The following is an 18,102-nucleotide window of genomic DNA, read 5'->3' on the forward strand; positions in this document are numbered from 1 at the left end:
CGTTTGAACCCGCCAAGCCGTAATACCGCCGCCCCGCGTACGGCCGTGTATGCACCGCCGACCGTTCCTCTCGCGGCTCTGTCTCGGGGCTGTGGCCGCAACCGCGGGCTGTCTCTCTCGGCGCGACGACCGCGACCACTCAGCCACGTCACGCACCCGATCGACGGGCACGGATGCGTCGCCCCCGCCCTCGGCTGACCGCACGCGCGTCGCGGCCGGCGACACCGCCCGCCGAACCGTCGGCACCGGCAGCCTCGATGCGGGCGGGCTCCGGCGGCCGGCCCGCATCGCGTTCACCAACCCCACGAGCGAGCCACACGACGGCACGCTCACGATCTCCCGGCGCGGCGAGCGCGTGCTCGACGAGCCGGTGACCCTCGCCGCGGACGCGAGCCTGGTCGCATCGCTCACCGACCTGGGCGCCTACACCGCGCGGGTGTCCGGCCCCACGCTGCGCGGCAAGCAAACAGCCACGCTGCTTCCGGGCGCGTTCACCTGCAACGCCACGAGCACCGCCATCACCGTCCAGGACGACGCCACGCTTTCGTCCACGCGCGTCTCGACGCGGATGGCGTGTCCGGGGGTCGTGACCGACAACGTGGCGGCCGGCGACACCGCGACTGAGACGGTGGGCGCAGCCGGTGCGGGCGGCGACTACGCGTTGCGCCTCCGGAACGCCACCGCGGCGTCGTGGACAACGCGGCTCCGCGTCGACACCGACTCGACACCCCGCTTCGACGGCGTCTACACCCTCGCCCCCGACAGCACGGCGGTCGTTCGGCTGCGCGACCGCCGCGCGTACACCGCCTCGATGCGAGTGCTCGGGACGGAAGCCACGGCGACCGCTCGGGTCACGCCGGCCGACTTCGACTGCCCCAGCGCCGCAACGCGGGTGTCGATCGACGCCGCCGGCAGCCTCTCCGTTGCCCGTGACCCGTCGGCGTCGTGCCCCACATCGTCCGTGTAGCTGCCGTACGCAGCCGCCAGCCGTGAGGGAGAAGACCTTTGCTGGCCACCGGACTACCACGCGATGATGTACGACTTCGTGGTCGTCGGTGTCGGCCCCGCCGGCGCGCGGTTCGCCCGGCGCGCGGCCCAACAGGGCTACGACGTGATCGCGTTCGAACAAGGAGACCTCGGCACGCCGCTCGCGTGCTCGGGCCACGTCAGCCTCGACGTCTGGGAGTTCGTCCCCGACGAACACCACGACGCCCTGTTCCAGAACGACATCCGGGGGGCGCGCTTCCACCTCGGCGGCGCGGACTCGTCCGCCCACCCGTTCTACAAATCCACCCCGATCTCGAACGCCATCGACCGCGTCCACCTCGACGAAGTCCTGGCCGAGGCCGCCCGCGACGCCGGTGCTGACGTCCGCGAACACCACACGGTCACCGACGTCACCGAACACCGCAACCGGGTCACCGTCACCGCCCGCGGCCCCGACGACTCCATCGACGTCACCGCGAAGATGGTGGCCGGCAGCGACGGCCCGCGCTCCCGCGTTCGGGACGCGCTCTCGCTGCCGGAGCCCGACGAGTTCCTGCACGGCGCGCTCGCGTTCGACCCCGACCCCGACCACCAGGACTTCGTGGACGTCCACCTCACCGTCCCCGGGTTCTTCGCGTGGCGCATCCCCCGCGGCGACGCCGGCGTCGAATACGGGCTCGCAGCCGCCCCCGGCGAGGACGTCGCCGGTCGCTTCGACGACCTCGTCGCCGACTACGGCGTCGACGTCGAACACCGGTGTTCCGGTCTCATCCCCATCGGCCCGCCGGACACTGTCACCAGCCACCGTGGGTTCCTGCTAGGCGACGCCGCCGGGCAGACCAAACCCTTCACCGGCGGCGGCATCCGCTACGGGATGACCGCCGCCGACGCGGCCGCCCGCGAACTCGACCCCGACCGCCCGGGCACCCTCGCTGGCTACGAGCGCGCCTGGCGGGACGCCCTCGAACGCGAGATCACGCTCGGCCACCTCGTGCGGGCGGGCTACTCGATGCCGACGCCCATCCAGTCCGCCGGCCTGCGGCTGTTCTCCGGGGAGATCGCGGTCGACATGGACAAGCCGACCAGCCTGTTCTCACTCGACCAGGCGCGGGCCCTGCTCCGGTAACACAGCCCTACAGGTAGTCGAAGGCCTGCTCGCTGCCCGCGTCGAATCCGAGCCGCTCGTGCGCCCAGTCGAAGACGCCGTCGTCGGCGCGCGCCTGCAGGAACTCGACGATCTCCTCGCCCACGTCGGCCCCGTAGAGTGCCTGCCCCGACCGCATGCGCTCGCGGACGTCGTCGGTCTCCGCCACGTGGGTGATCATGTCCGCGACGAACGCGCCGCTTGTCGGGGGCACCAGGAGGTTCGTGTTCGCGTCGAACACCGTCTCCGGGCGGTCCGTGCTGAACCGCGCCGTGAGACACAGCGCCGCCTCGATCTCGTTGAGCTCCTCCTGCATGCTCCCGGAGTCGGTGAACTCCGCGAAACACTGCCCGGATTCGAGGAACTCGTAGACGTGGGCGTGTTTCTTCCACAGCCCCGTGAACAGGAAGTTTTCCCGCTCGTCGGCCAGCCGCTGGAGGCGCTCCCGGTAGCCGTAGTTCTCCAACGCCCGCTTGGTGGCGTTCAACTCCACGAAGTTGACGTTGTAGCCGCGCTCGACCAGCTCGATGACGCCCTCGACGATGGCGGTGAACCGCTCGGGCAGGAGGTTCGCGCGCCGGTGGATGTCCACGCGCAGCCAGTCGTCGCGGGCCTCCAACACCGGATACACGTCGAACACGCTCTCGCCGTCGTGATCGCGTTTCATCTCGATGGCGTCCACGACCGAGTTCCCGACCACCGGCATCCGCTCGTGGCCGTCGACGCTGCGCGGATACCCCTCGCGTTCGAGGTGCTCGCGGTTCAACGCCACGGGCGCGAACTGGTAGATCGACGCCGCCGAACCGACGAACGTGTCGTACTGCTCGGGGAACGGCTCGGTCCGCTCGACGTGCCAGTCACCGCGCCACTGCTCGCGGATCACGGCCGCCGGGTCGTCGGTGGTCTCGTACGCCGGCGCCATCCCCCGCAGCCCGGCCTCGTTGTGCGCGACCTGCTGGTTCGTGGCGAACATCCACGCCTGCGGGAAGACGCCGGCGGCGTGTGTGTCACCGTGCACCATCGGCAACACGGTGGTGTCCGGCCACGCCTCGAGGCGCTCGGCCAGCGTTTTCACCGCCAGCATCATCTCCGCGGTCTTCTGGGTCAGATCGCCCCTGATCCCCAGGTCGGCCGCGATGTGGGGCTCGATCCCGTACTCTTCGAGCCCGTGCCCGAGCACGTCGTCGTAGTGCTGGCCGGTGTGAATCACGAAACACGGCACATCGTTGGCTTCGGCCGCGGCAACGACGGGGGCCTGCTTGTAGAAATCCGGCTTGGTCGCTGTCACGACCGCGAGCACGAAGTCGCCGCGGTCCATCTGGGCGGCCAACCGGTCCTCGTAGATCGTCGGGGCTGCGTCCATGCCAGCGCGTTCGCCGAACACGGTAATAACAGTCGTGTTCTCGAGCCCGCCGCCGATCCGCCAGCCGCCTAGTACTCGGGCCGTCGGCGCGACCGCTCGCCGGTGTCGACGAACGGCGGCTCGACCACCGCTGCATCGACCCGGTCCCCGTCCGCCGCGACCGAAAGCTCGCCGTGCCATTCGCTCACCACGGCGAACGCCAGCGGGTCGCCCCGCATCGGACTCTCTGCCGCCCGCGTCACCTCGCCGACCCGCGATCCGTCGGCGTACACGGCCGCCTCGGAGGCCGGCAGTGCGTCGGGCGCAAGCCCCACCAGGCGGCGGTGGGGCTCCCCGGCAGCCGCGGCGTCACTCCCGTCGAGGCGCGCGAGCCCGAGCGTGGCAAGCGTTCGACCGGCGAGCTCGGACGCGAACAGCGGCGTCCCGGCTTCCAGCGTCAGCGTCTCCCAGGTCTCGCGGCCGAACGGCACGGCGTTCAATCCGCGAACCAGCAGCGTCTCGAACACGTCGTCGGCGTCTTCGGCGGCGCACACGACCAGATATCCCTCCTCGCCGGCGAGGTCGTCGTCGCGCACGACCGTCACGCCGCCCTCCATCTCCCCGCGGACGAACCGCAGGCGCTCCTCGGGGGGGCTTGCCCGGTGCAGCACGCTCGCCACCTTCTCAGTGGCCTGTGGGCCGTGGACGCCGAACGTCCCGAACTCGCCGGTCGACAGCGTGACCGCGGCGTCCCGGTTGCCGGCACGCTCGCGCCACCGGCTGGCAACCCCGTCGCCCTCGCCCGCCGGCACGAGACCCAACAGCCGGTCGTCGGTCGCAAACACGTATCCGTCCGCGCGCACACGTCCGTCGTCGCAGACGACCACGTACGCGCCGCGCCCGTCCTCGGTCGGTACGCCACCCGACACGCCGGCCGCAACGACCTCGTGGGCGTCCTCGCCGGTCGCCACGACAACGTCGAACGCGTGTTCGGTCACCCCGGCCGCGTTCCTGACGGCGCGATGCGTGCGGTCGGGGCGGCCGTACTCGACGGGCACCGCCCGCCCCGCCACCTCGCGGAACGTCGCACCGTGCGCCTCGTGGGCCGCCCTCACCACAGTCATATCCAGTATCTCGCCGCCCGCAGGGGGTAAACCCACCGCATCGATCAGAGGCCGATCCGCCGCCGGATCGCGTCCAGGACCGACGACTCGTCGGTCGCGTCGTCAGTCGGGCGTGCCACAACGCGCTCGTCGACTCTGAACTTGGTTCTGCCCTCCGCTTCCTCGGCGTGCACGAGTCCCGCGGCCGTCAGCGACGCCAGCGCGGCCTCGATGTCGTCGATGCTGACATCCACGCCCGTCCGCAACTCGAAGACGGTCATCCCGTCGCCGGGGCGTTCAGCGAGCGCATCGAGGACCGCAACCTCCGTCTGGGGGCGGTCTCGAAACTCGCGCTTCGCAGGCATACGTTACCGAACGGTCCCCGGTGTCTTAGCCGTGTCCCTGAACGGTAGTCTTTTGCCGTTGGGCTGGGTACGACGCTCCCAATGGGTATCAGGTGTTCCCTGCTCGGGCACGACTACGGTGAGTCGTTCGTCGAGCGGGACCGCGAGGAGCGCGGAAACGAGGTTGTGGTGACAGAACGCGAGCTCCGGGAATGCCAGCGCTGTGGGTCCGAACACGTCACAAGCGAGAACACCGAAGTGCGGCCGCTTGCGGACTCCCAGTCGACACCTGACTCCGCGGAGGACGGCGACACCGACGCCACGCAGGCAGCCGATGGCACCAGCAGCGCCGCGTTCTCGACCGCCAGCGAGGCCGTCGATCACACGACCACCGACGCATCGGCGTCCAGCAACACCACACCGGCGGACGGCAGCGGCGCCGACGACGCGGTCATCCTGGAGGAGTCCACGGCCGACACCACGGCCGACGAGGACAGTCCCGGCCGCGACCAGTGGACGGAGCCGGCCGACCCCGAGGTCGATCCGGACAACCCCACAGCGGCGGCGTCCGCCGACCCGGACGATGAGGCCGTCGAGTTCGTTGACGCCGACCCGGACGCCGACGACGATGCCGCCGGCGTGGACACGTCCCAGGCGACCGCCGACGCGACCACGACCGCAGCCGACGACGCGCCGGCGGACCGCGACCACGGCGAGTGGCCCGAGCCCGACGGCGAGGACGAGGGGTTCGATGCAACCCCCGACCGCGGCACGGACCCAGCCGGTGACGCCGATGTCGTCGCGCCGACCGAGACCGACGCCGACACCAGCACCTTCGAGTTCGAAACGACGGCGGACCCCGACCCGATGGACGAGACCGAGTTCACAAGCCCCGGAACCGTCGACACCGACGGCAATGACGACCTCGATTTCACGCTGTTCTGCCCGGAATGTGGCTTCGAGCAGTACGCCGCCGGGGCCAGCCTGCGCGCCGGCGACATCTGCCCGGAGTGCAAGCGCGGCTACCTCGGTGAGGACCGCTGACGGCACACGAAGGGACTAAAACCCTCGCTGCCGTTCTCGCGGTCATGAAGGAGTACAAGATGCGGCGGGGGGAGTATCTCGACGAACGCGTGTCTGATATGCTGGCGACTGTCGAGGAGTATTTCGGCGACGTCACCGACACGAAACGGTTCAAGGACAGCGACCTCTACGTCGTCGAAGACCCCGACAACCCCGTGTTCAAGCGCATCGTCGCCGGAACCGTCGAATACGCCGGGAAAAAAGACAAGCTCGGCGTCCAGTTCGAGGAACGGCCCGCCGAGGACGTGATCGCCGAAGGCAACGCCGACGCGGCCGCCGACGCCGTCGACGCGAAAAACGACTTCCTGCTCGAGGCGACGGGCCGAGACGCCAAGTCCCGCCGCGACTCCATGAAGCGCAGCGTCGAAGACGACGCCGAAAAACCCGACACCGTCTAGTCGACCGCCGTTCTGCCGTCCTCTCCGTGGTCACAGCCGCCGCCGACGACACACGCATCGGCGCGGCGGTCCGTACGGCACCACTCGACCGCCGGCTCTGCCGAGCAGTCAGGGCCGGTTGAGCTTCTCACGGCTGATCCCGATCCCGTTCGGCGTGACGATCAGCTGGTCGTCGCCTTTCTGCACGATGTCGCCGCCGACCTCCCTGGCGACCTGGCGCAGCTCGTCGATGACGTGTTCGACGGTCCGATCCTCCGTGCGAAGGCGCGTGATGTCCGCGACGACGAGATCCCCGTCGTACACCGCGTCCTTGATCGCGATGACGTCTTCCTGGCCGTCGATCTCCGCGATGTGCACGGCCACGCTCGCCTCGCCGGCGTCCGCATTGAAGTCGTCCGCGTCCAGCTCGACGTAATCCTCGGTGGAGCTGCCGTTCCCACGGAGGATCTTATTCATGAATCCCATACGGTAGACACCAACCCGCCGCGTTCATAGTTCTTGCGTCAGACGGGGTGAACTGCCCGGTTGCGCACGCTCGCGCCGCCTCACCCCCGATCACGGTGGGGTCGACTGCCGGTTCGATCAGGTCTTTGCTGCTGCAGGCGCTCGCCCCGAGCGTGACGTTCAGCATCTGCGTTCGAGAACCCTACACCGCCGACGGCGACCAGCAGTACCGTTTCGGGGTTGCCGTGACGACCCGACTCCCCGGGGTCGGCGTCCCCTGTCCACACGTCAACGAGCACGGCGCGGTCGCCACGCAGAGCGTGACCAACCCCCGACTGGGGTCGGCGGGCGTCGACTACCTCGCCGACGGGCTCGGCGTCGAAGACGCGCTGCAGGCACTCCTCAACGCCGACGACAACAGCTCCGAGCGACAGCTTCACGGCGTCGGCCGCACCGGGTCGTTCGCGTTCTCCGGCGACGACTGCAACGGCTGGTACGGCGACCGTGCCGGCGAGAACTACACCGTCGCCGGCAACCTCCTCACTGGCGACGCGGTCGTTGAACGCACCGCCGCGGCGTACGAGGACCAACGAGTCGACGGTGCAACCGACGCCGAAGACGCCGACCCGCTTGCCAGCCGCCTCATCGACGCCCTGGGCGCGGGACAGGCCGCTGGCGGCGACAAACGCGAGGCGCTCACCGTGCAGAGCGCGGCGGTCACGGTCGTCGACACGGGCGCCGCGGAGTCACCGTACTGGAACGACCTCCGGGTCGACGCCAGCGAGGATCCGATCGTCGACCTCCGGGAGACGTACCGGCTCGCGAAAGCGGGCTACGAGGACGCCATCGAACTGTACGACGACCCCGACGACGAGGACGCCCCGGCGACGGGAACCGACTGACGGACCCGGGTCACCCCGACGGTCAGACCGAGAACTCGAACAGCTCGTCGCCGACGTGATGCAGCGACGACACGACCTTCCCGGACTCACCGTCCATCTCGGTGCCGTCGACGAGCGCCCGCCCCACGGCCAGCGTCTTGCCGTGTGCTGCCTCCTGGATCACGACCAGGTCGCCGGCAGTGATCTCCGGCGACGCCGCCGTGATCCCGGGCCGCATCACGTCTGCACCGTCGCTCACGAACGACACAGCACCGGCGTCCACAGTCACGACCCCCGTCGACGGGTCGGTGCGGTTCGCGCCCGCGACCGTGACGAACGGCTCGCCGTCGGGATACCACACCAGGGGGTCGCCGTCGACGAGCACGATCTCGAACTCCTCGTCGGCGAACGTCACGCGCTCGTAGGCGTCGCCATCCAACTCGACACCCAACCCCGTTCGGAGCGCGTCGCCGATCTCGTCGATGTCGTCGCTTCGCAAGTGGTGCCGTGAAGACACGTCCATACGTGTCCTCGGGGCGCCTCCAGCCATAAATCGACCGCTGTCTGCCCAACGGATAAGTGCCCGCCCGGTGAACAACCGCGTGATGTGGGGCGACCACGATCCCGTCACCTGTATCGCGTGCGGCGACACCACCGCACGCAGCGACGCCCGCGAGTACGACAAACACGGCGACCGCTGGACGCGCACGGACAAGGAGTTCGAATACCTCTGTAAACCCTGTTTCCGTCGGCTCACCAAACACGCCCGCGATGGCCTCGAAGCGGCCCTCGACGACGCCGGCGCGGGTCGCGTCCCCGACGACGAGTTCCTCGCCCGGTTCCTCGACGCCACACGCGAAGACACCGCCGAACGCGAGTAGGGTGGCGACACCACTAACTACGCCACCCGGCTACTGGTAGCCATGAGCGATTCTGAACCCGCCCAGGGGTCCATCGAGGACCAGGGTCCCGTCGAAATCTCGCCCGAACTCGCCCGCCAACTCGAAAACAAACGCGACGACCTCTTCGAGAAGTTCGACCTCCACGACGAGTTCCCGCCGGACGTCGTCGCCGAAGCCGAAGCCCGCACCGAAGACGTCCAAGCGGAGATCCAGGCGGAAATCGAGGACCGCGCGGACATGCGCCCGCTGCCCACGTGGACCGTCGACCCCGTCGACGCCCAGGACTTCGACGACGCGATCTCCGTGCTGGAACGCGACGACGAGTACGTGCTCTGGGTGCACATCGCCGACGTCACCCACTACGTTCACCCGGACTCGGAGATGTGGGCGGAAGCCATCGACCGCGCGAACACTGTCTACCTCCCCGGGTACACCATGCACATGCTCCCGCCGGTGCTCGCCGAAACGGTGTGTTCGCTGGTGCCCGGCGAGGACCGCCTCGCGCACACCGTCGAGATGCACCTCGACAAGGACGACCTCTCGTATCAGACCATCGAGATCTACAAGTCCGTCATTCACAGCGACGAACGGCTCACCTACAAGGACGCCGAACAGCGCCTCGACGACGAAACCGCGCCCCTCCACGACGACCTCTCGCTGGTGTTCGATCTCGCCGACCAGATGCACGAGCAGCGCAAGGCCGAGGGGAGCCTCGTGCTCAACCCCCGCCGCGACCGCGCCCACACCATCATCGAGGAGTCGATGCTCAAGGCGAACAAGGCGGTCACCCACGAACTCATGTGGAACCGCGGCGTCGAAGCCGTCTACCGCGTCCACCCCCAGCCGTCCCCCGAGGAGTGGGACGACGCCCTCCAGGAGATCCAGGAACTCAACGGCGTCTCCATCCCCGGCGACGCCTGGGACGACCCCCGGAAGGCGGTCAACGCAACCCTCGAACAAGCCCCCGAGCGCCAGCTCGGCAAGATCCAGTGGGCGGTGATGAAGGTGATGCCGCGCGCGCGATACATGAACGACCCCTTCGGCGGCCACCACGCGCTCAACTTCGAGATCTACGGCCACTTCACCAGCCCCATCCGCCGCATGAGCGACCTCGTGAACCACTGGATCGTCTACCAGAACGACGTTCCCGAAACCCTCATCTCGCTCTGTGACCGCGCCAGCGACAAACAACAAGCCGGTGAAACCGCCGAACGTGAATACCGCGACTTCCTCGAAGAGGTCGGCCTCGACCCCGACGCGGTGAACAACCGCGGCGTCACGGTCGTCGACTCACCGACGACCTCCTCGTAGCCACCACAGACGGTGCCTCACACCGAGCCAGGGGGCCGGACACAGCTGTAACTGTTCTCTCTCGACTCGGCACCACGACACTACGGACCGACGCGTCGCTTTGCGGGCAAATACAGGAGTGGACTCGCTGGGATTTGAACCCAGGGCCTCTTCCTTGCGAAGGAAGCGATCTACCGCTGATCTACGAGCCCGCGACTGCGCAGAAACGACCGCGCGGCGAGGTCGAACATCGAAGACGATGCGAGCCGAAAACGGCCCTCACGGGGCCACGGTGGCGGCTCAGTCTTCGAGGACGATCTCGATGTTGACGTCGTTGGGAACCTGAATCCGCATCAGCTGGCGGAGCGCGCGCTCGTCCGCGTCGATGTCGATGAGACGCTTGTGGACGCGCATCTCCCAGTGCTCCCAGGTCGCGGTCCCCTCGCCGTCAGGGGACTTCCGGGACGGCACTTCGAGGGTCTTCGTCGGCAGCGGGACCGGACCGGAGACTTTCACGCCGGTTTTGTCCGCGATCTCCTGGACTTCGCCACAGATGTTGTCGAGGTCGTCGGGATCGACGCCGGCGAGACGAACGCGTGCCTGCTGCATGGATTAGGCTTCGTCGACGTCCAGAACTTTCCCGGCCGCGATGGTCTGACCCATGTCGCGCACGGCGAACGAGCCGAGTTCCGGAATCTCCGAGGACGGCTCGAGGCTGAGTGGCTTTTGCGGGCGCACGGTGACGACCGCTGCGTCGCCGGACTGGATGAAGTCCGGGTTCTCCTCCTGGGTCTCGCCGGACGCCGGGTCCATCTTCTTGTCGATGGATTCGATGGTACACGCGACCTGTGCGGTGTGCGCGTGGAAGACCGGCGTGTACCCGGCGGTGATGACCGACGGGTGCTGCATCACGACGACCTGCGCTTGGAAGGTGTCGGCGACCGACGGCGGGTCGTCGGCCGGACCACAGACGTCGCCGCGACGAATGTCGTCCTTGCCGATGCCGCGTACGTTGAACCCGACGTTGTCACCGGGCTCCGCGTTCGGCACTTCCTCGTGGTGCATCTCGATGGTCTTGACCTCGCCACCGACGTCGCTGGGCTGGAAGCTGACGTTGTCGCCGGTGTTCATCACACCGGTCTCGATGCGTCCGACGGGAACGGTACCGATCCCGGAGATCGTGTAGACGTCCTGGATCGGGAGCCGGAGATCGGCGTCCGTCGGCGGCTGTGGCACCGGAAGCCCGTTGAGGGCCTCCAAGAGGGTGGGGCCGTCGTACCACGGTGTGTTGTCCGAGTGGTCCGAGACGTTGTCGCCCTCGAACGCGGAGGTCGCGATGAACTTCGCGTCGTCGGGGTTGAAGCCGACCTGCCCGAAGAGGTCCTTGACGCCGGAGACCACTTCGTTGTATTTGGACTCGTCGTAGTCGACGACGTCCATCTTGTTGACAGCGACGATGAGCTCGTCGATGCCAAGCGTTCGCGAGAGGAAGACGTGCTCTCGCGTCTGGGGCGCGACACCGTCGTCAGCGGCGACGACGAGGACGGCGTTGTCGGCCTGGGACGCACCCGTAATCATGTTCTTCACGAAGTCGCGGTGGCCAGGACAGTCGACGATAGTGAACTCGTACTCGTCGGTGGTGAACTCCTGGTGGGCGATGTCGATGGTGACACCGCGTTCGCGCTCCTCGGCGAGGTTGTCCATGACGTAGGCGAACTCGAAGCCGCCCTTGCCCTTCTCCTCGGCCTCTTCTTTGTGCTGTTCGATGACGTGCTCGGGTACGCTCCCCGTTTCGTAGAGGAGGCGCCCGACCATCGTGCTCTTGCCGTGGTCGACGTGGCCGATGACGGCCAGGTTCTGGTGGCGGTTGTCGCTCATATTCGGATAATGCGCTGAAGACGCGCTCTGTGAAGTCTATTCGTCAGTTCGCATTAAAACCATTTCGGTACGCGACCAGGGATCAGCCGCGACAGTCGCTGATACCATGCCTTGCAGTACCACGCCGCTGGGAATTTTTGTCAGGAAACCGGCGTTACTGTTGGTCGGCGATGTGATCGACGTCCGCAAGCACCGCCGACGCCGTTGCCGCCCCGCCAGCACCCTGTCCGGACAGGTTCAGCCGCCCCGCGTGCTCGGTCTCCAACTGCACGATGTTCGTGGTCCCGGACACCGCAAGCGTCCCGTTGGCCGGCACCAACCGCGGCCCGACCCGCACGTGATCCGGCCCCACCTCCCCGATCAGCCGTATCGTCTGCCCGTCGGTCTCGGCCAGCTCCAGCGCCGACGGTGCCACCCCCGTGATCCCGTCGACGCTGACGCTGTCGAGGTCGTACTCACGGTCGCCGATCACGTTCGCGAGGATCGCACACTTCAGCGCCGCATCCGTGCCGTCCACGTCAAACGTCGGATCCGCCTCCGCGACCCCCACCTCTTGTGCCTCCGCCAGGACGTGCTCGTACCCCAGTCCCGCCGCCGCCATCCGCGACAACACGAAGTTCGCGGTCCCGTTCAGGACGCCACGGACAGCACGCACGCGGCCGGCGCCGATGCGCTCGATGGTCGCCATCACGGGGATCGCACCCCCAACAGTCGCCTCGAACCGGAGGCTGCCCGCGCTCGCCGACGCCAGCTCGCACACCCCAGCGTAGCGCTCGGCGACCGGGCCCTTGTTCGCGAGCACGACGTGGCGGTCCGCACTCAGCGCGCGCTCGACGTGCCCGAAACCGGGCTCGGCGTCCCCCAGCGTCGTCGGCGTCGCCTCCACGAGCACGTCGTAGTCGGCGGCCAACGCGTCACTCGGCGCTCCCGCCCCGATCTCACTCGCCGCGTCGCGCTTGCGCGCACACACCGCCGCCGCGTCCACCCCCGAACCGTCGACGACCGCGCTCGTCGAGTCCGCCACCGCAACCACAGTGTGGCCGTGGGACGCGGCCTGGTCGACGACCGCCTGCCCGACCGCTCCCGCCCCCATGACGGCCAGTCTCATCGCCGATCACCCGCCAGCGGCTCGATCACGCGGACGCCCGCCTCGGCGGCCACCGCTCGCACGGCCGCCAGCGCGCGCTCGGCTGCACCATCAGCCACCCCCATCCGGAGGCGCGCACTCGCCTCGTGATCCACCCCTGGCTCGTCGGTCAACGCGAACTCCACCACCGAGGCGGCTTCACACTCCTCGACGGACGCGAGCAGCTCGGACAGATCAGTGGCCACCAGATCCCCCACCAGCAGCACCGTCACCGCGTCCGCGTAGCGCTCCGCGGTGGCGTCGATGACGGTGACGCCCGCGTCCTCCAACGCCCCCACCACCGTCTCGAACCGGTCGGGCTGACACTCCACGGTCACCTCCACGGGGATGCGGCCGCGCGGCGTCACCGACCCGCGCTCGTGGAGGACCGACAGCAGGTTCCCCCCTGCGTCCGCGATCGGCGCAAGCGCAGCCAGCAACGCGCCGGGCTCGTCGGCAAGCTCCAGTCGGAGCACGTGGGTCCGATCCGCGGGCGCGGTCACGGCCACCCCACCCCCTGCGTGGCACCCCGCCGGACGCGTGTTGTCGGCCACGAGCCGGACTGCAGTCGCTCGGTGCCGACCCCGCAGCTCGGATCGCGTCCGCCTGCGAACATGAGTTGCAGTCGGACTGCTGGCTGTTATAACGCTTCGGCCGAGTCAACTCCTGCCGGCGTCGCCGAGCGCGCGACCGGCCGTCGACGCGCCACGAAATCGAACCCCCCGCGAGAACGGATTAGAAGTGCGTGATGCTCTCGGGCAGCTCCGTCTTCATGCCCTTGCGCTCGCGGATCTCCATGATGATCTCCCGCTGGAGGTTGTCCGCCATGACGCGGAACCCAGCGTTCTCGGTGTTCCAGGACGCCCGCCCCTCGGTCGCCGAGCGGATGTCACTGGAGAACCCGATCATCTCGTCGACCGGTGCGATGCCCTCGACGACCATGAGGTCGCCTTCCTGGTACATGTCGTCGACGCGACCGCGCCGACCCTGCACCTCGCCGGACGCAGCGCCCATGTGCTCGGACGGGACGTCGATGCGGACGTCCTGAATCGGCTCCAGCAGCCGGATGTCGGCGTCGATGAGCGCGCGGTGGACGGCGTCCCGAGTCGCCGGGATGACCTGCGCCGGGCCGCGGTGGATGGCGTCCTCGTGGAGGCGCGCGTCGTGCAGGCGGATGAGCGCACCCTCGACGGGTTCGGCCGCCAGCGGGCCGTCCTCCAGGGAGTCGGTGAGGCCGTCGACGACCAGCTCCATCGTCTCGTTGAGGTGCTGAATCCCCTTCGTGTCGTCGATGAAGATGTTGCGCCCGATGATGTTCTCGACGTCCTGTGACGTCTCCTTGTCCATGCCCGCCTCCTGGAGGACCTCGCGGCGCTCCTGTTCGGGCATGTCCATCGACACCTCGCCCAGGCGGATCTCCTCGAGCACGTCGTCGCTGAGCTGCTCGACGGTGATGTAGAACTTGTTGTGGCGGTTCGGCGAGACGCCCTCGACTTCCTGGGAGTCGCTGGTCGGCGTCTCACGGTAGACGACGATCGGCTCCCCAGTCGTGACCGGGATGCCCTGGTTGCGCTCGATGCGCTGGGTCTGGACTTCCAGGTGGAGTTCGCCCTGCCCCGAGATGAGGTGCTCGCCGGTGTCCTCGTTGATCTCGATGGAGATCGTGGGGTCCTCCTTCGAGACTTGTCGCAGCGTCTCGATGAGCTTCGGGAGGTCGTCCATGTTCTGTGCCTCGATGGACTTCGTGATGACCGGCTCGGAGATGTGGTCGATGGACTCGAACGGCGTCATCTCCTCGCTGGAGACGGTGGAGCCGGCGATGGCGTCCTTGAGGCCGGTGACCGCGGCGATGTTGCCTGCGGGGACTTCGTCGACCTCCTCGCGCTCGCCGCCCATGTAGATCCCGACGCTCTGAACGCGGTTCTTGCCGGCCGTCCCGGACACGTACAGCTCCTGCCCCTTCTCGAGGGTGCCGGAGAACACGCGCCCAGCCGCGATCTCGCCGGCGTGCGGGTCGACACCGATGTCGGTCACCATCAGGACGACTTCGCCGTCCTCGTCGACGAGGCGCATCGACTCCGCGATCTCGGAGTCGGCGTCACCACGCCAGACGGTCGGAATACGGCGGGGCTGCGCGTCGATGGGGTTCGGGAAGTGCTCGGCGACCATGTCGAGCACGACGTCGGCCAGCGGCGTCTGCTCGTGCAGCTCCTCGCGCTTGTCCGAGCGCTCCAGGTCGATGATATCCCCGAAGTCCATGCCGGTGCGCTGCATCGACGGCATCGAAACGCCCCACTTGTAGAGCGCGGACCCGAACGCCACGGTGCCGTCCTCGACGGACACCGTCCAGTCCTCGATGTCGTCTTTCTCCTCGGTCATCCCGCGGATGAGCTCGTTGACGTCGCCGATCACCGAGAGCAGGCGCTCCTGCATCTCCTCGGGGCCCTCCTGGAGCTCCGAGATGAGGCGATCGACTTTGTTGATGAACAGCGTCGGCTTGACGCCCTCGCGGAGCGCCTGCCGAACGACTGTCTCCGTCTGGGGCATCGCGCCCTCGACGGCGTCCACGACGACGAGCGCGCCGTCGACGGCGCGCATCGCGCGGGTCACGTCACCGCCGAAGTCGACGTGGCCCGGCGTGTCGATGAGGTTGATGAGGTGGTCGTCGCCCTCGTACTCGTGGGTCATCGAGACGTTTGCGGCGTCGATGGTGATGCCCCGTTCCTGTTCGTCCTCCTCGGTGTCCATCGCCAGCTGCTGGCCGGCGGTGTCCTCCGAGATCATCCCCGCCCCCGCGAGCAGGTTGTCAGTGAGGGTGGTTTTTCCGTGGTCGACGTGCGCGGCGATGGCGATGTTCCGGATCTGCTCCGGGTTGTCCATCAGCCGTTCGCACTGTTCGACAATCTTCTTTCGTCGGCCCATTGGACATTCATACTGCCAGCGGGTTCAAAAGGATAGTGCTTTGCCGGTCGCATGGCACCCGAGACGCGTGGTGTCACCCCGGAACGCGTCGGGTTCCGGGCCGTCGTTGCCCGCCGACCACCGACTTCGGAGGACGCGGGGCCTGCTGGGGGCGTAAGAGTCTTTGTCACCACTCCGCTGTGAACTATTACCATGGAGATTCGTGTGTCCGGCGCTGGCCCGGCTGCCCCCTTCTTCAGCGCCCGAGACGTCTTCGAACCCAGCCACGACCTCGACCTCCCGGTCGACGTCCACATCCGGTCGAACCCCGACGAGCGAACCTGGGCCGGCCACTACGACGACCACCACGTTCTCAACATCTCCCAGCAGGCCGCAACCTCCGTGATGGCCCGCGAGCTCGCGCTCCACGAGTTCGCCCACATGCACCGTCACGAACGCGGCCACCCCAGCCACACCCTCTCGATGGACGAAGTGCTGTTTCTCGCGCTCACCGGCCGCGAAGTCGAACAGCGCGTGCTCACCCACTGCTACCAGATCGCCAACCACGTCAAAGACATCTACGCCGACGACATCACGCTCTCGGTCGGCCCCACCGACAAACTCCGCTCGTTCCTGGAATCCGAGCTCGCGGCCGCCATCGCCGACCAGCCGGCCGACCGCCAGCAGGCCGGCCACCGACTCACCGCCGGCGCCGACCCCTCGATGACCGCGGTCAACGCCGCGTTCGCACTCGCACTCCTGGAACGCCACGACGCCATTCCCGGCGACCACCGGCTGTACGACCTCGCACACGCGGCCGGCCAGGACGCCCCCGAGATCGACGTCGACGGGTTCCGCCGCCGGTTCGCCACGCTCGGCCCCGACCCCGACGAGAGCGACTGCCGGCGCGGCCTCGTCGATACGATCCGCACGTACGCCGACGCCCAGACCACCACCACGGGCCCCGCCGCCGACTGACCACGCGTCGCTGTCCACCCGAGAGCGCGCCAAGCGGAATCACCCGACTCGGCGAAAATCGAAACCCGCCCGCGTCAGCGTGCCGCTGCAGCGACGCGTTCTTTCTCCTTTTTCTGGCCGATGGCGTACGTCTGGACGTTGTAGTCCGCCGCGCCAGCGAGCTGATTGGCAAGCGCCTCCGCGGCGTCGGTGGGCGTCTTGAACGACGCCGAATGCGCACCGTCCGCGAGGAACTTCAGCGCCTGATCGACGCGGCGCTGCGGTGCCGTGTCGACGGCCTGGGGGACCGAGATCCCGCCGTACTTCAGGCGCACGGTCTCCTCCCGCGGGGCCGCGTTCTCGACGGCGCTCACGAGCACCTGAATGGGGTTCTCGTCGGTTCGCTCGTGGACGATGTCGAACGCGTCACGAACGATCTTCAGTGCCTGCTGTTTCTTCCCGGCGTTCGCGCCCGTCTTCATCAAGCGGTTGGCGAGTCGCTCCACGATGGAGATCTCGCTTTTCTTGAACTGCTTTTGGGCGTGTCGCCCCATCGTGTGCGCGACCGGCGTCACTGCGAGGTAGCGCCGCGTGCTCGGGTCCTCGTAGTGGATCTCCGCGACGTCCCACTTCCCGAACAGCTTCGCGTTCGCCGCGACCTCCTGGGTGTCCTCGGATTCGGCGGCTGCCTCCTCTGTCTCGTCTTCGGCTGGTTGCTCGTCGCTCATGTGTTATCGCACCGGCTTCTCAGCGTTCCCGCGAACCAGTTCGATGAGGCTCACGCCGTTGACCTTCTCGACCTTGTAGTTGACACCGGAGAGGTCGCCCATCGCGCGACCTTTCGCCCCACCGATCCCGGCGATGGTGACCTCGTCGTGCTCGTCGATGAACGAGATCGCACCGTCACCGGGGCAGAACGCAGTCACCTGCTTGCCGTTCTTGATGAGCTGCACCCGAACACACTTCCGGATCGCGGAGTTCGGCTGCTTCGCTTCGATGCCGACCTTCTCGAGTACGATGCCACGCCCCTGTGGGGCTCCCTCAAGGGGGTCGGACTTCTTACCGAGGCCCCGCTCTCGCCGCGCGTACTCAGAATCGGACCACCGGCGCTGCTGGCGGTCCTTCTTGAGTTTGCGAGCGGCGTACTTGCCGTTCGTCATACAGCCGAGTATCCCGCGGAGGCACTTAAGCCCGACCTTTTGCCCTGCGCTCGGTCGTGTTACCCACTCGTCTGTCCACGGCCGGTGACGAAGCGAGCGGCAGGAAAGCGGAGTGCTTTCAGCGCAGCCCTTGCCAGCACCCGAGAGAGCGCAGCGAACGGG

At 68.0% G+C, this 18,102-nt stretch carries 20 protein-coding genes and 1 tRNA gene; 8 read left to right on the plus strand and 13 right to left on the minus strand.

What is annotated here, in order from left to right; all coding sequences use genetic code 11:
* Positions 1–49: 49 nt before the first annotated feature.
* Positions 50–967 carry a hypothetical protein gene (locus APQ99_RS04700; RefSeq protein ID WP_136361004.1) on the plus strand — a complete coding sequence of 306 codons (918 nt, stop codon included), beginning with the start codon at positions 50–52 and terminating at the stop codon, positions 965–967.
* 66 nt (positions 968–1,033) lie between these two features.
* Positions 1,034–2,113 carry a geranylgeranyl reductase family protein gene (locus APQ99_RS04705; RefSeq protein ID WP_012289531.1) on the plus strand — a complete coding sequence of 360 codons (1,080 nt, stop codon included), beginning with the start codon at positions 1,034–1,036 and terminating at the stop codon, positions 2,111–2,113.
* Between the two features lie 7 nt (positions 2,114–2,120).
* Here APQ99_RS04705 and APQ99_RS04710 read toward each other — a convergent pair whose 3' ends face one another.
* The 3 genes from APQ99_RS04710 to APQ99_RS04720 all read right to left on the minus strand — a co-directional run bounded on the left by APQ99_RS04710 (position 2,121) and on the right by APQ99_RS04720 (position 4,941).
* Positions 2,121–3,494: a UDP-N-acetyl glucosamine 2-epimerase gene (locus APQ99_RS04710; RefSeq protein WP_010903975.1), complete on the minus strand. Its 1,374-nt coding sequence runs from the start codon at positions 3,492–3,494 to the stop codon at positions 2,121–2,123.
* Between the two features lie 68 nt (positions 3,495–3,562).
* Positions 3,563–4,597, minus strand: coding sequence for a glycine cleavage T C-terminal barrel domain-containing protein (locus APQ99_RS04715; RefSeq protein WP_136361005.1), 1,035 nt, complete (start codon positions 4,595–4,597; stop codon positions 3,563–3,565).
* Positions 4,598–4,641: 44 nt separating this feature from the next.
* Positions 4,642–4,941: a DUF6432 family protein gene (locus APQ99_RS04720; RefSeq protein ID WP_010903977.1), complete on the minus strand. Its 300-nt coding sequence runs from the start codon at positions 4,939–4,941 to the stop codon at positions 4,642–4,644.
* A gap of 81 nt (positions 4,942–5,022) precedes the next feature.
* On the opposite strand from APQ99_RS04720, the gene APQ99_RS04725 reads away from it, so the two are divergent.
* Together APQ99_RS04725 and APQ99_RS04730 are read left to right on the plus strand one after the other, a co-directional pair.
* Positions 5,023–5,964: a DUF7093 family protein gene (locus APQ99_RS04725; RefSeq protein ID WP_136361006.1), complete on the plus strand. Its 942-nt coding sequence runs from the start codon at positions 5,023–5,025 to the stop codon at positions 5,962–5,964.
* 44 nt (positions 5,965–6,008) lie between these two features.
* Entirely contained in the window at positions 6,009–6,401 is a 393-nt protein-coding gene (locus APQ99_RS04730; RefSeq protein WP_010903979.1) for a DUF5611 family protein, read from the plus strand.
* Positions 6,402–6,509: 108 nt separating this feature from the next.
* Here APQ99_RS04730 and APQ99_RS04735 read toward each other — a convergent pair whose 3' ends face one another.
* Positions 6,510–6,866 (minus strand): cell division protein SepF, encoded by a 357-nt coding sequence (locus APQ99_RS04735; protein WP_010903980.1) that lies wholly within the window; start codon positions 6,864–6,866, stop codon positions 6,510–6,512.
* Positions 6,867–7,018: 152 nt separating this feature from the next.
* On the opposite strand from APQ99_RS04735, the gene APQ99_RS04740 reads away from it, so the two are divergent.
* Positions 7,019–7,747: a DUF1028 domain-containing protein gene (locus APQ99_RS04740; protein WP_010903981.1), complete on the plus strand. Its 729-nt coding sequence runs from the start codon at positions 7,019–7,021 to the stop codon at positions 7,745–7,747.
* 22 nt (positions 7,748–7,769) lie between these two features.
* Here the strand turns inward: APQ99_RS04740 and APQ99_RS04745 are convergent, their stop codons facing one another.
* Positions 7,770–8,249 carry an RNA-binding protein gene (locus tag APQ99_RS04745; protein ID WP_010903982.1) on the minus strand — a complete coding sequence of 160 codons (480 nt, stop codon included), beginning with the start codon at positions 8,247–8,249 and terminating at the stop codon, positions 7,770–7,772.
* Positions 8,250–8,331: 82 nt separating this feature from the next.
* Here APQ99_RS04745 and APQ99_RS04750 point away from each other — a divergent pair, with 82 nt between their 5' ends.
* Entirely contained in the window at positions 8,332–8,607 is a 276-nt protein-coding gene (locus APQ99_RS04750; RefSeq protein WP_136361007.1) for a DUF7562 family protein, read from the plus strand.
* 42 nt (positions 8,608–8,649) lie between these two features.
* Positions 8,650–9,939: an RNB domain-containing ribonuclease gene (locus tag APQ99_RS04755; RefSeq protein WP_010903984.1), complete on the plus strand. Its 1,290-nt coding sequence runs from the start codon at positions 8,650–8,652 to the stop codon at positions 9,937–9,939.
* Positions 9,940–10,058: 119 nt separating this feature from the next.
* On the opposite strand, the gene APQ99_RS04760 is transcribed toward APQ99_RS04755, so the two are convergent.
* The 6 genes from APQ99_RS04760 to APQ99_RS04785 form a co-directional block, all read right to left on the minus strand.
* A tRNA-Ala gene (locus tag APQ99_RS04760) sits at positions 10,059–10,130 on the minus strand.
* Positions 10,131–10,218: 88 nt separating this feature from the next.
* Complete coding sequence (rpsJ, locus tag APQ99_RS04765) at positions 10,219–10,527, minus strand: 30S ribosomal protein S10 (protein WP_010903985.1); 309 nt, start codon at positions 10,525–10,527, stop codon at positions 10,219–10,221.
* Between the two features lie 3 nt (positions 10,528–10,530).
* Positions 10,531–11,796, minus strand: coding sequence for a translation elongation factor EF-1 subunit alpha (tuf, locus tag APQ99_RS04770; RefSeq protein ID WP_010903986.1), 1,266 nt, complete (start codon positions 11,794–11,796; stop codon positions 10,531–10,533).
* Positions 11,797–11,950: 154 nt separating this feature from the next.
* The gene (locus APQ99_RS04775; protein WP_136361008.1) at positions 11,951–12,904 is read right to left on the minus strand and encodes a homoserine dehydrogenase; all 954 of its coding nucleotides are present in this window, start codon (positions 12,902–12,904) and stop codon (positions 11,951–11,953) included.
* The gene (locus tag APQ99_RS04780; RefSeq protein WP_136361009.1) at positions 12,901–13,425 is read right to left on the minus strand and encodes an amino acid-binding protein; all 525 of its coding nucleotides are present in this window, start codon (positions 13,423–13,425) and stop codon (positions 12,901–12,903) included. The genes APQ99_RS04775 and APQ99_RS04780 overlap by 4 nt, the downstream gene beginning before the upstream one ends.
* A 232-nt stretch (positions 13,426–13,657) precedes the next feature.
* Positions 13,658–15,844 carry an elongation factor EF-2 gene (locus tag APQ99_RS04785; protein WP_136361010.1) on the minus strand — a complete coding sequence of 729 codons (2,187 nt, stop codon included), beginning with the start codon at positions 15,842–15,844 and terminating at the stop codon, positions 13,658–13,660.
* A 192-nt stretch (positions 15,845–16,036) separates the two neighbouring features.
* Here APQ99_RS04785 and APQ99_RS04790 point away from each other — a divergent pair, with 192 nt between their 5' ends.
* Positions 16,037–16,801: a DUF5781 family protein gene (locus APQ99_RS04790; protein ID WP_010903991.1), complete on the plus strand. Its 765-nt coding sequence runs from the start codon at positions 16,037–16,039 to the stop codon at positions 16,799–16,801.
* A 74-nt stretch (positions 16,802–16,875) separates the two neighbouring features.
* On the opposite strand, the gene APQ99_RS04795 is transcribed toward APQ99_RS04790, so the two are convergent.
* Complete coding sequence (locus tag APQ99_RS04795) at positions 16,876–17,508, minus strand: 30S ribosomal protein S7 (RefSeq protein WP_010903992.1); 633 nt, start codon at positions 17,506–17,508, stop codon at positions 16,876–16,878.
* A 3-nt stretch (positions 17,509–17,511) separates the two neighbouring features.
* A complete protein-coding gene (locus APQ99_RS04800) occupies positions 17,512–17,940 on the minus strand; it encodes a 30S ribosomal protein S12 (protein ID WP_010903993.1) in 429 nt (142 codons plus the stop codon).
* Positions 17,941–18,102 lie beyond the last annotated feature (162 nt).

This window comes from Halobacterium salinarum DSM 3754 (assembly GCF_008124605.1).
GTDB classification, from domain to species: Archaea; Halobacteriota; Halobacteria; order Halobacteriales; family Halobacteriaceae; genus Halobacterium; species Halobacterium salinarum.